9 protein-coding genes and 3 pseudogenes are annotated in these 12,121 nt (G+C 44.5%); 8 read left to right on the forward strand and 4 right to left on the reverse strand.

All coding sequences use genetic code 11. The features are described 5' to 3' along the window. The first annotated feature begins 20 nt into the window (after positions 1–20). Positions 21–1,874 carry a hypothetical protein gene (locus RIE73_RS17795; RefSeq protein WP_446402445.1) on the forward strand — a complete coding sequence of 618 codons (1,854 nt, stop codon included), beginning with the start codon at positions 21–23 and terminating at the stop codon, positions 1,872–1,874. Here RIE73_RS17795 and RIE73_RS17800 read toward each other — a convergent pair. Then, positions 1,791–2,108 (reverse strand): hypothetical protein, encoded by a 318-nt coding sequence (locus RIE73_RS17800; RefSeq protein WP_446402446.1) that lies wholly within the window; start codon positions 2,106–2,108, stop codon positions 1,791–1,793. The genes RIE73_RS17795 and RIE73_RS17800 overlap by 84 nt on opposite strands. 207 nt (positions 2,109–2,315) lie before the next feature. Here RIE73_RS17800 and RIE73_RS17805 point away from each other — a divergent pair. Further along, a pseudogene (locus RIE73_RS17805) lies at positions 2,316–2,453 on the forward strand (flavin-containing monooxygenase); the annotation flags it as partial. A gap of 300 nt (positions 2,454–2,753) precedes the next feature. Here RIE73_RS17805 and RIE73_RS17810 read toward each other — a convergent pair. After that, on the reverse strand, positions 2,754–2,963 hold the full coding sequence (locus RIE73_RS17810; protein ID WP_446402447.1) for a hypothetical protein: 210 nt from the start codon (positions 2,961–2,963) through the stop codon (positions 2,754–2,756). A 317-nt stretch (positions 2,964–3,280) separates the two neighbouring features. Between RIE73_RS17810 and RIE73_RS17815 the strand changes: the two genes are divergently transcribed. From RIE73_RS17815 to RIE73_RS17830, 4 genes are all read left to right on the forward strand, one after another. Beyond that, on the forward strand, positions 3,281–3,886 hold the full coding sequence (locus tag RIE73_RS17815; RefSeq protein ID WP_446402448.1) for a Uma2 family endonuclease: 606 nt from the start codon (positions 3,281–3,283) through the stop codon (positions 3,884–3,886). A 186-nt stretch (positions 3,887–4,072) separates the two neighbouring features. Beyond that, positions 4,073–7,459 carry a CHAT domain-containing protein gene (locus tag RIE73_RS17820; RefSeq protein ID WP_446402449.1) on the forward strand — a complete coding sequence of 1,129 codons (3,387 nt, stop codon included), beginning with the start codon at positions 4,073–4,075 and terminating at the stop codon, positions 7,457–7,459. A gap of 3 nt (positions 7,460–7,462) precedes the next feature. Further along, positions 7,463–8,611 (forward strand): Rpn family recombination-promoting nuclease/putative transposase, encoded by a 1,149-nt coding sequence (locus RIE73_RS17825; RefSeq protein ID WP_446402450.1) that lies wholly within the window; start codon positions 7,463–7,465, stop codon positions 8,609–8,611. Then, positions 8,608–9,642 (forward strand): hypothetical protein, encoded by a 1,035-nt coding sequence (locus RIE73_RS17830; RefSeq protein ID WP_446402451.1) that lies wholly within the window; start codon positions 8,608–8,610, stop codon positions 9,640–9,642. The genes RIE73_RS17825 and RIE73_RS17830 overlap by 4 nt, the downstream gene beginning before the upstream one ends. 30 nt (positions 9,643–9,672) lie before the next feature. On the opposite strand, the pseudogene RIE73_RS17835 reads toward RIE73_RS17830, so the two are convergent. Both RIE73_RS17835 and RIE73_RS17840 read right to left on the reverse strand, forming a co-directional pair. Continuing rightward, positions 9,673–9,780 (reverse strand): annotated as a pseudogene (locus RIE73_RS17835) (DUF3368 domain-containing protein); the annotation flags it as partial. Beyond that, positions 9,777–10,022, reverse strand: a pseudogene (locus RIE73_RS17840) (UPF0175 family protein). The pseudogenes RIE73_RS17835 and RIE73_RS17840, both read right to left, overlap by 4 nt. A 213-nt stretch (positions 10,023–10,235) precedes the next feature. Between RIE73_RS17840 and RIE73_RS17845 the strand changes: the two are divergent. Beyond that, positions 10,236–11,063 (forward strand): ABC transporter permease, encoded by an 828-nt coding sequence (locus RIE73_RS17845; protein WP_446402455.1) that lies wholly within the window; start codon positions 10,236–10,238, stop codon positions 11,061–11,063. 38 nt (positions 11,064–11,101) lie between these two features. Then, positions 11,102–11,680 (forward strand): hypothetical protein, encoded by a 579-nt coding sequence (locus tag RIE73_RS17850; RefSeq protein WP_446402452.1) that lies wholly within the window; start codon positions 11,102–11,104, stop codon positions 11,678–11,680. Positions 11,681–12,121 lie beyond the last annotated feature (441 nt).

The raw sequence follows: 12,121 nt of genomic DNA on the forward strand, positions 1-12,121 counted from the left end.
GCTTAAACCTTTACCATTTTATGCGACGTAAACTTCTACAAAACGTTTTAACTCAACCTAGATCAACAGGGTTAACGGTTCACGTTATATTTTGGTTCAGTTTAAGTTTAATCATCACCGCGATTTATAGCGGGTTAGCCCTGCGAGAAGCATTTAGTCATCCCTATATTGTTCAAGATGATGCCCGACAGCATGTTTTTTGGATGCAACGATTTATTGATCGCGAATTATTTCCCCATGACTTAATCGCCGATTATTTCCAATCCGTCGCCCCTGTGGGATATACTACCATTTACCACATCGCCGCCGCTTTAGGCATCCACCCCTTTCTCTTCAACAAACTCCTACCACCAATTCTCGGCGCGATCGCGACAGGCTACTGTTTTGGTATATCCCTCCAACTCTTACCCGTACCTGCGGCTGGCTTTATCACCACCGTACTACTTAATCAAAGTATTTGGATGAAAGATGATCTAATCTCAGCCACACCCAGAGCCTTTGTTTACCCCCTATTCCTCGCCTTTTTATACTACTTACTACGCCAATCTCTCCTGCCTTGCCTAGCCACAATCATCCTACTAGCCCTATTCTATCCCCAATACCTATTAATTTGTGCCGCCCTATTCATCCTGCAACTCCTTACCACAAAAAACTCACTGATACGAACCTCTGCGCCCCTCTGCGCTTACCTCCGCGCCCCTCTGCGTTTCAAAAAAAAATTCAAACTACGCCCCCATTACCTATCAGCAATCGGTCTAATTTTAACAATAATCGCCATTTCCGGCTACGCCCTCATCCCCGGAAAATTCGATCCAGTCATCACCGCTACTCAAGCCAAACAGTTACCCGAATTTTGGGGAACCGGACGCAGTTATTTTTTCAGTAATAACCCCTGGTATTTCTTTTTCCTCGGTTCCCGCAGTGGTGTATTAGACGTAGGCTTCGTTAGACCCGCAACTTTAGCCTTAGGCATACTATTACCCATTCTAGTCCGATATCCCAACTCATTCCCCCTAGTTAAATCTATTTCTCCTCAGATAAAAGTATTAACTAAAATCTTTTGGGCATCTCTATTAATGTTCATCGTTGCCCATCTGTTACTATTTAACCTGCATCTTCCTAGTCGTTATACCGAACATAGCTTTCGCATTCTTTTATCTTTATCAGCCGGGATAGTTTTAACCATAGTCCTTGATGCTATTTTCAGAACAGAGTTTCATCCAAAAAAACTCAAAACCCTCATCCTTTGTCAGAACAAGTTTCGTGACAACAGAGCAAAAACAAACAATAATGAACAAACCTGCCCCTACTCAAAACTCAGAATCTACCACTACCTAACCATTAGCTTCATCACCGCAGCGTTACTTTTTTATCCCTACTTAGTGGAACCCTTTCCGTTAACCAAATACAAAGAGGGTCATTTTCCCGCTTTATATCAATTCTTCCAACAACAACCCAAAGACAGTTTAATCGCTTCAGTATCAGAAGAGGCAGATAACTTACCCACCTTTGCCCAACGCTCTATTTTAGTTGGGCGGGAATATGCAATTCCTTATCATTGGGGGTATTATCGTCAATTTCGCCAACGCACAATCGACTTAATTCAAGCCCAATACAGTCTCAATTTAGAGGAGGTGAAACAGTTTATCCAACGCTATGGAGTAGACTTTTGGCTATTAGACAAAACTGCCTTCACGCCAGAGTATTTAGCCAATCATGATTGGCTGCGAGATTATCAACCTGTCACTTTAGAAGTGCAAAAGAGGCTAACTCAGGGAATCACTCCAGCATTAGCTGGGGTAGTGGAGGATTGTTCGGTGTTTCAGATGGAAGAATTTGTGGTGTTGCAAACGGCTTGTATAAGTCAATTGTAGTAAAGCGCCAGCGATGAGTTTACCGTTGAGGCTTTCGATCAACTGCTGAATAAATAGCTTGGCGATCGCATGAACTTCAGCATCCGTTAGATGCATTTGCGACGCATCGAAGTCAATGTCGCTGTAGTGCTTGACAAAAGAGAGGAGTTGGGTAATTCCCAATTCTGCTAACGCTTGCTGGGCAGTTGTTTCAGCCGTATTGCAGGTGTCAACTTGAGAGGGTAGAGGGTTCATAGTGTTCTTCTCCTTATGTAATATTCAATGTATTTATTGTTTGTAACAATTATGTAATCAACAGTTCAGACAATAATCCTGAATTTTCTTGGCTTGAGTGAAGTCGAAACCAAACCTACAACTCCTAAAATTAAGGAATAGATGGCACGGTTAAATCGGGCGCACGTCAGTGCGCCCCTACAATTTCTCAACCTTTGATAGAACAGGGTTTGTGCTACTGGCTATCATGTTGCCTACCCCTTCTTACCGGAAGAACTTCAGCGCGTTGCCGAACCTGTGGTTAAATGTTATGGTAGCTCCTTTATTGAGGATTACAAGGGACTCTATTCCATTGGCTGGGGACGATCCTCACTTTGAGAACCGTCCACTCCCGGCTAAACATTGACCGAATAAAAGTAGATAGTTCCAAAGGATTTATCCCCAATTGTAGGGGCAAATTCAGCCAAATTGTAGGGGCGGGTTTAGGGATTAAATTCAGCTATTCAGAAATAAATGAACAACAAAACCCGCCCTGATTAAGTTATCACTGGAAATAGAAAGGTAGCCCGTAGGGTTTGTTAGCGTAGCGTAACACCGCAATATTCGAGGGCGGTTATCTGCTCTTTGAATGACTAATCGGCGGAGAGAAGCTGGAATTGTTGCCATCTATGCTTGCTTCATCACCCATGTTGATTGCAAACGCAGTAGAGATAAAAATTCCACCAGTTCAACCAGTCCTTCTGCTTCCTGTCGTTCTGCCTGAGACAGGGTATAGCCATCATCCTGACGATCCAACAAAAATTGTAAGCGTGCGTGAACCGCTTGGGGAAGCTGGAATCGGGTTAGTTCAATAGGAATTTCGACGATTTCGGGCATAGAGCTGCACTATTCTTTTGGAGGATGCCAAAGCGAGCTATTGTTGTTATATCACATTAGGTGACCTAACATACTCCCACGGTTCAGAGCATCTTTTGCGCCATCGCCGGAGAATACCGCTTCTTAAGCGCCACTCTCACCACTAGGGCTGAGGTTCCCTTACTACAAGCCGAATCTAATTCATCAAATACGTTAGATCAGGACACGATACTATCGTGTCCCTACCGAATCAATCACCCCTAAGCTGCGGTAGGGAACAATGGCTACTTAACCGGGATTTGGTATAACAAGTTGTCAATATACTCAGAGGTTAACGTATGGTTTATACGTCATTTCAACTTCTAAGTTTTGAGGAATTTATCGCCCACTATAGCAACAATCCTCGCTATGACTTGGCGGATGGAGAATTAATTGACAGGGAACCCACTGGACTTCATGAAACAGTCGCTGGAAAATTAGCCAGTAAACTTAGTATTGAGTTAGAACGACAAGGACATCCCTGGTTTATTCCGCGCACCTGTATTGTTAGACCTTTTACAGATGCGGCGACGGCGCGTCGTCCTGATGTCGTGGTTTTAGATGAGACAGCATTAGTGAATGAGCCGTTATGGGAGCGAGAACCTGTGATTACGTTGGGAACTTCGATTAAATTGATTGTTGAGGTTGTCAGTACAAATTGGGAGACAGACTATGCTCGTAAAGTGGAAGAATATGCCTTGTTGGGTATTCCAGAATATTGGATTGTTGATTATCGAGGCTTAGGCGGCGTTGCTTTCATTGGCAGACCCAAGCAGCCAACTATTACAGTTTGTCAGTTAGTCGGTGAAGACTATGTTCAACAGCAATATCGACTGGGAGAGCCAATTGTGTCACCGATGTTGCCTAGGTTAGCGTTTAAACTTGATGATGTGCTGCCAAGATGAGGCTAAGGAGACGTTGAGGAGTCCGTTAGTGGGCAGCTTTTTGGGGAGTAGGGGAGCAGTTTTAGCGGGGAAGGAACTGAGGATAAGTTCTTTTGAGCGAAACGATTAATCAATTCTGGCTGTGCGGAAATGCTTGTTCTCCCCCTGAAGAAATCAAAAGGGAATGGATGCGGAGGGTTGCCTGCAATGGATGAAAGTCGCCAACAGGCTTATTTATACTTGATCCAAGAACTGCTGAGGTGTCCTCATGGTAGTGAACAAGCCATATTAAACGATAATCGAGAGTTACTCGATGCTGGCTTAGTTCAGATGATGGGACAAATGGCAGGAACACTTGCAGAGAGAGGTAATCGGCACACGGCTGCTTATTTAATCAGCTTTGCCCTTAAACTGTCGGAAGAAAAGAGATTGTCGTCATCAACCCTCCTTATATACCCACCTCCGGCTTTCGTCTACCGACTTCTCTTCCTTTTGGAATTGATTATGGCAACTACACAAAGCGATGGCAATCCTGAAGTAGTGTATCCTTTGCTGCAAGCGAACCTCGATAAGCTGGATGATATTACAGCTACGATATTACGAGGCTGGGCAACGGCTACCTTCGCGTTGGTTCAGCCAGAGGAAGCACAGAGCATTGCGTCTTATATTGGCAAGTTAAGCGCTCTAGTTGCCCAGTTTCCCCAAGGTATTCGGGCAAACAACCAGGAGATTGCGATTACTGGCTACAATGTGGTGCTGCAAGTTTACAAGCGGGAGGTAGTTCCCCACGAGTGGGCAAAGATTCAAAACAATTTGGGAATAGCTTACACTAATCGAATTCGGGGAGAGCGAGGCGAGAACCTAGAACAAGCGATCGCCTGTTGTCAAGCTGCCTTGCAAGTCTATAACCGCGAAGCGTTTCCTCAAGACTGGGCAATGGTTCAAAATAATCGGGCAAATACTTACCTTTACCGAATTCGGGGAGAGCGAGGCGAGAACCTAGAACAAGCGATCGCCTGTTGCCAAGCTGCCTTGCAAGTCTATAACCGCGACGTATTTCCTCAAGAATGGGCGGCGGTTCAGCACACTTTGGGAAGTGTTTACTATGAAAGAATCCAGGAAAAGCGAAACCATAATCTGGAAAAGGCAATTGCTTATTACCGAGCAGCTTTAGAAATTCGCACTCGTGAGACATTTCCTCAAGATTGGGCGATTACTCAAATAAATCTGGGAACTGCTTATCGAGATCGAATCGATGGTGAGCTTGCCGAGAACCTAGAAGCAGCTATTGCTTGCTACCAAGCTGCTTTGGAAGTCTGTAACCGCGAAACATTTCCCCAAGAATGGGCAATGGCTCAAAGCAATCTAGGGAGTGCTTACACTAAGCGAATCCGGGGGGAGCGAGTCGAGAACCTAGAACAAGGAATTACTTGTTGCCAAGCTGCCCTGGAAGTCCTCAACCGCAAAGCGTTTCCCCAATATTGGGCAATGACTCAAAACAATCTGGGAATTGCCTATTGGGAACGAATCGATGGTGAACGAGATCAAAACCTAGAAAAGACAATTGCTTGCTACCAGGAAGCCTTGGAGGTTTGTACCCGCGAGGCTTTTCCCTTTGACTGGGCGATGATTCAACACAATCTGGGAATTGCCTACCACGATCGTATCCGGGAAGAACAGGCTCAGAACCAGGAAAAAGCGATAGCTTGTTACCAAGCAGCCTTAGAAGTTCGTACCTGCGAAGCTTTCCCCCAATACTGGGCAATGACTCAAAAAAGTCTCGGAATTACCTACTACGACAGGGTTGGAGGAGAGAAGATTCAGAATTTAGAAAAAGCGATAGGTTGTTACCAAGCGACATTAGAAATTTACACCCGCGAAGCTTTTCCAAAAAACTATGCAGAAACTCAATTTCACCTCGGTCAAGCTTATCAAGGTTCTCAACAATTCGCCAAGGCTTACACGGCTTTTAGTGCTGCCATTAACACGGTAGAATCCTTGCGAGATGAGATAATCTCTGGCTCTGGTGTAGAAAAAGATAAGCAGAAACTTGCTGAAAAATATAACCAAATATATCAAGGTATTGTGGAAATATGCCTAGAGTTAGCTATAGATGAGCCACAGTACTATAACCATGCCATTGAATACGCAGAACGCAGCAAGACCCGTAACCTTGTAGAACTCATACTCAGCCGCGATTCCCACAACCTTTTTCCCCTAAAAATTGCCTGTAAACTGCGACAAATTGAATATGAAATTGCCATTAGTCAAGATAAAATTCAAACTGCTACCGCCGATGAATCAACTGCCCTAGCGCAACATCTCCAGCAATTGCGACAGCAGCGCAACGAATTGCAAAACCGTTATCTGCCTATTGGTTATGGCTTCAAGTTTGACCAATTCCAGGCGACTTTGGATGACAATACTGCCGTTGTGGAGTTTTATTTTACAGGCGATAAGCTTTTCACCTTCATCTTCACCAACAAGACCCAACAGCCCATAGTATTGCAATCTGAACCACAAGAGCTGAAACACTTTGAGAAATGGTTAAATGGATATCTGAGAACATATAACAATCGCAAATCCCATTGGCAGCGTCGTCTGAGTGTCCGCTTACATCTGCTGGCGAAGATTCTACACATTAATGAAATTATTAAGCAAATTCCAGAAGAATGCGATCGCTTAATCTTAATCCCTCATAGGTTCCTGCATCTGTTTCCCCTTCATGCCCTACCCTTATCTCACAACGGTAAAACAGATTGCTTACTCGATCGCTTCCCCAACGGTGTTAGCTACGCGCCCAGTTGTCAACTCCTGCTCCAAGCACAACGACGAAAACGCTCCAATTTTACCCACCTATTTGCCATCCAAAACCCCACAAACGACCTTGCCTATACCGATTTGGAAGTGCAAGCCATCACAGACTACTTTAATCCCGTTAATATCCTCGAAAAAGAAACCGCAACATTAACAGCCATCAATGACACAAACTTGAACGCAATCCACTGCGCCCACTTTAGCTGTCACGGTTACTTTAACTTAGAAAATCGCAAATCTGCGCTTATCCTAGCCAATGCTCCCCTAGCTTCTACACCTGCTAACCCAGATACAGAACGTTATCTCAACGTGCGTGAGGGTAAAACCCATGATTTGAACCACTGCCTCACCCTCGATGCTATCCTTAGCCTCAACTTAGAACAATGTCGCCTTGTCACCCTTTCCGCTTGCGAAACCGGATTGATTGATTTCTTCAACACCAGTGACGAATACATCGGCTTACCCAGTGGCTTCCTCATCGCAGGTTCTCCCTGTGTCGTTAGTTCCCTCTGGAGAGTAAACGACTTATCGACAGCCCTATTAATGATTAAGTTCTATCAGAATCTCAAATCCGGCTTAACCGTCGCGATTGCCCTCAACCAAGCCCAAACCTGGCTCAGAGATGCTACAACAGAACAATTACAGCAGTGGGCAAGCCAACTCCCCAATGCTAATCATAGAATGCAACTGAGAGCTTTCCTCCGTACAAAACTGCGTAATCGCAAACCCTTTGAATCCCCCTACTACTGGGCAGCATTTTGTGCCATTGGTCAATAACCCGTGAAAACTGATAGCATCTTCTACAACCTGTTCCAAGCCTTTCCCAGCATCTTCTTTGAACTGATCAACCGTTCCCCAGAAGAAGCCGCTAGTTACGAATTCACTTCCCGCGAAGTCAAACAACTAGCCTTTCGCCTAGATGGTTTATTCCTACCCAAAACCAACGCACCCGACAAACCGTTCTACCTCGTGGAAGTTCAGTTTCAGCCCGACGCCTCCTTATACTACCGCGTATTTGCTGAACTCTTCCTCTTCTTAAAACAATACCAACCCCCTCACCCCTGGCAAATTGTTATCATTTATCCTAACCGCCCTACTGAACGAGAGCAACCCTTACATTTTGGCAACCTCTTAGCCCTAAACCAGGTGAGACGAATTTACCTGGATGAATTAGGAGAAGCCGCAGAACGCTCATTAGGGGTAGGAGTTGTTAAGCTTGTAATCGAGCCGGAAGAAACAGCCGGACAACTAGCTCGACACTTAATTGAACAAGCGCAGCAACAGCTAAGGGATGAACTTGTTCAGCGTGACCTGATTAATCTCATTGAAACGATTATTGTCTACAAATTACCACAAAAAAGCCGCGAGGAGATTGCCGCCATGTTGGGATTAAGCGAACTGAAAAAGACCCGATTTTATCAAGAAGTCTTTGAAGAAGGTAAACAGGAAGGTAAGCAAGAGGCAAAATTAGAGACAGTGCTAGCATTGCTCCAGTTAGGATTAACCTCAGCTCAGATTGCTGAAGCGCTCAAATTACCCTTGGAATTAGTCCAGCAAACTGCACAACAAACAACCCGTAAAGCCATGTCATTTTATGAACAAAATGTTGCCGCTTTCATTGAACTACTAACTCGTCAGCGTTCCCTCTTTACCCCAGAATACTTAGCGGAGTTAGAACAGGTAGTTGCTCCTTTACCGGATGATATTGAAGAACTCGCAAAAGCAATCGCAGAATGGTGTGAGGAACACCCTGAAGTTGATGAAGCACAATTAAGACTTCTCCCTAATAATTCAGGAGAGAAAGCACCAGGAAGTAAAGAAGGCAAAGTTAAAACTCCCAACTACGAACTCAATAAACAAACCCTGCAAAATGCCATTCAGCAAAGCTCCTCCTCAAGCGATTCCCAGTCATCAAACTCTGGCTCATGAAGGTTGCCAACCCCAAACTGACACTCTACGCCTTTCATCTGCGTAACAATTTAGCTCAAGGTGAAGAAGAACCTGTTGAGGAGGCGAATCACCTGTGGGAGCAATGTCAGCAATTGGGGAAAACATTCAACGTTCCTAGACTCGAACCTCTGCTTGAACGTCTTCAAGATAACCAAGAGAATCCGGCTCAACCTCATATTCTCATCTGGCTCAATTGCCACCCTCAAACGGAACCCTTAGAAGAAGGGGGAGATTACTATCAACCTCTGATTAATCTACTGTGCTGTCGCCATAAAATAATTTATGCCTACTCTCAATCTCGATGGTGCAATCACCAGGCACGAAAGCTCTACAGACAATTAGATGGTAAAGCCAAAGGATTGCAGCACTTGCCCTCGGAGCCTACTCAAAGGCTGAAGCAACTCAAAGAATCGCTCACCGAACTTTCTCAAACTGCCTTTGACTACGCTAACCACCTGCGAGATTTAGAACTTCATCGTACCACCATTGAAACGAATAACAAAAACTATCAATTTTGGCTGAATCAGCTTAAGGTTATTAGCCTTGACAAAGAGGATGATCTGGAACTATTGCAACAATTTATTAGCCACAAGCCGGAAAAATTTATTGAACAAATAAACACAGATTTATCTTATCTTCTCCCCAGTCAGCAACTATTCCAGCAGATGATAGAGACAATCCGGGGAATTGTTGAAACAGAACAAGCCGAGAGCGATCGCGCCACGGAATCAGCAGCTCAAAAACGACAACAACGATTAGAACGGATCATTACCGTTGTCAGCACAGGTTTAGCCGTTAGTGGAATCTCATCTCAAGTCACTTCTGAACCTGTAAAAATGCTCATCACTAAAAATCAACCCTCGGATAGCCCTGAATCTGCCATTCCCCTTTATCTTTCCTACTACAATTTCCTTGACGTGCTGTTTCATATAGTCGTGGGAGTTCTCTTCGCGCTTCCTGTAGGTCTTATAGTTTGGTGGATGCAAAAACGCTCAAATCGCATTCGTTAACTTCGTCCGCTGACCCTAAATAGGATTGCTATAGACAGCTTGAGGAATAATTATGGTTTTATAAAGTTGCCGTAATAAATCGAGCTGACCAATTGCTGCCAGATTGGTGATGGGTGAGGTATCACTGACAACAATCATAGTAAGCCCATTGATTGCAAGGTTTGAATATCTGACTGAAACTCCTCTACATCATAGTGGATACAAAGTCCTCGTTTCCCTAATTCGTGTTGGAACTCAATTACGGTCAGTCCAGTCTAGGCGCGGACTTTGCCACTGCTGATTTTTTCTTGTTTGTACAGCATGATGGCAATCTCTAGCTTCAGTTCATCCTCAGTCATCTTGGTGGCTTGGAGGATGTCATTCGGTATGACCAGACTCATCGGTTTCGGTTGGAAGACATTGGATTACTCTGATTCTCAGGATAAGCGATTCTGCATCACAAAGGTTCTGGGGTTTGGCTCAGGGACGTGATCAGCTACATTTCCTATCAGCCGGAACATTTATTCCAGGTTATGACTAATCAGGCGAATTCCGAGCCAGATGCCCGGAATTATGAAGTAATATTAAGAAGAGATGTTAATCCTATCGATATTGTGAAGTCTAATCTCGTATTCCCCTTCAGCAAAACTCTCAAAGGCAGTCAATGGCAAACCATCATCGCCGATAGTCTCACCGTATTCTGGGGTGAGTGGTTAAAGCTGCGGGTGAGAATCCTGCAAGTCGCGGCGGCTGGACTCATCTCCCCACTAATTTACATTATCGGATTTGGCTTGGGATTAGGTAGCGCCCTCGATTCAGCCATGGAACCTGCGGCGGGTGACAGCTATTTAGAGTTTATCCTACCGGGGATGATTGCCCTCTCATCGATGACGATTAGCTTCAGTGGGACAACTTTTTCGATATGCGGTGAACGGCTTTATACCAAAACCTTTGCTGAAACACTACTGATGCCTGTACACCCCTTAGCGCTGTATTTGGGTAAAATTCTAGCCGGAATCGTGCGTGGGTTGATGACATCCGGTTCGGTGATTGTGGTAGCGGTTCTGTTTACAGGTAAAGTTTTCAGCTTTATCAATCCCTTATTTTTGCTAGTGTTGCTGCTGAATTGTGCCGTATTTGCCGGGTTAGGGGTACTGGTGGGATTGAATGTCAAGTCTTTAGAATCGGTGGGACTGTACAATAATTTCTTGATTGTACCGATGTCGTTTTTGGGCGCAACATTCTTTGATCCGAGAACATTACCCTTGGCATTAAAAGTTATCGTCTACTTATTACCCCTCAGCTATGCCAGTACCGGACTGCGGGCGGCTGCCTATTTACCCCTATCCCAGTTTCCCTGGTATTCTATCCCAGTGTTATTAGCCTTCGCGATCACACTATCCTTTATCGGCGCTTATAATTTCGCCCACCAGCAGGATTAAATCTGATTTGTAATTCCCTGTTCCCTGTTCCCTAAACCATGACAAATGACTTCATCACGTTAGAACTGCGCTGGTTTAATCGCGGTAGTTTACCTAAACAGGTGAACGATTGGTTCAACCAAGATTGTCCAGGTGAGATATTAGGATCGCCAGAAACCAGGGAGGATACTTATCTTTATATCCCCGATTGTCCCTATCTGAATATTAAATTTCGGCAAGGCAGTTTAGAGATTAAATGGCGTAAAGCAGAATTTGGTATCCGACAATTTAGTCGCCATTGGGAAGGCGGGATTGAACAATGGATTAAATGGAGTTGTCAAGACTCAACCTCCGAGAGTCTCATGCCCAAAGGCGGCTTAACACAAGGATCATGGGTGTCGGTGAACAAAGCGCGATCGCAACGTTTCTACCAAGAGATTACCTATGAGTTAACCCAGCTTACGGTTAATAATGAGCATTGGTGGACAATTGCATTTGAGGCACTGGTTGATGTTGACACTATTAATCTGGAGGAGTTTGAGCAGGGTGTTAGGGAAATAGGTGAGACGTATCATGAATTACCATTACAAAATCACCAGTCTTGTGCCTATCCTAGTTGGCTGCATCAGGTTGTTTAAGTAGGGGGTGCTGAATAAGTTTTGTGGTAGGGAGAGGCAACAGGGAACGGGGAATAGGCAACAGTTTCAACCCCCTGTTGAGGTAAGATTCTGTAATCGCGGAGGCTTTTTTCTTCCGCCATCTGTCGGGCTGCGTCTGTCTGCACTAGGATGTGGTTCTTCCCAAACATTCCGAAAAGTTGTTTATTTTTTGATTACAATATTTGGCAGTATAGTTCTAAGGAAAGCCTTAATGAATTCATCAGTTGGAGTGTAACAAATGCTGTCTGTTTCCCCAAAAGGATTAAGGAGCGATCACGTCGTTCGTAGTGAGCGCTTGATTCGCTTCTGTGTCGCTCAGATAGGGGTTCTTTGTGGTAAAATAACAATATCTTCTATTCCTGGCGACTAAAAAGGGAGAAACCGATGAGATTTATTAGCCCTAAAGTCGATTATGCCTTT

The organism is Coleofasciculus sp. C1-SOL-03 (assembly GCF_040220555.1).
Lineage (GTDB): Bacteria > Cyanobacteriota > Cyanobacteriia > Cyanobacteriales > Coleofasciculaceae > Coleofasciculus.

Bases quoted from the DNA above. Each gene is read 5' to 3' on its own strand.
- RIE73_RS17830 (WP_446402451.1), top strand. From the start codon at position 8,608: ATGAAGGTTGCCAACCCCAAACTGACACTCTACGCCTTTCATCTGCGT.
- RIE73_RS17810 (WP_446402447.1), bottom strand. From the start codon at position 2,963: ATGCCCGAAATCGTCGAAATTCCTATTGAACTAACCCGATTCCAGCTT.
- RIE73_RS17815 (WP_446402448.1), top strand. From the start codon at position 3,281: ATGGTTTATACGTCATTTCAACTTCTAAGTTTTGAGGAATTTATCGCC.
- RIE73_RS17795 (WP_446402445.1), top strand. From the start codon at position 21: ATGCGACGTAAACTTCTACAAAACGTTTTAACTCAACCTAGATCAACA.
- RIE73_RS17850 (WP_446402452.1), top strand. From the start codon at position 11,102: ATGACAAATGACTTCATCACGTTAGAACTGCGCTGGTTTAATCGCGGT.
- RIE73_RS17820 (WP_446402449.1), top strand. From the start codon at position 4,073: ATGGATGAAAGTCGCCAACAGGCTTATTTATACTTGATCCAAGAACTG.
- RIE73_RS17800 (WP_446402446.1), bottom strand. From the start codon at position 2,108: ATGAACCCTCTACCCTCTCAAGTTGACACCTGCAATACGGCTGAAACA.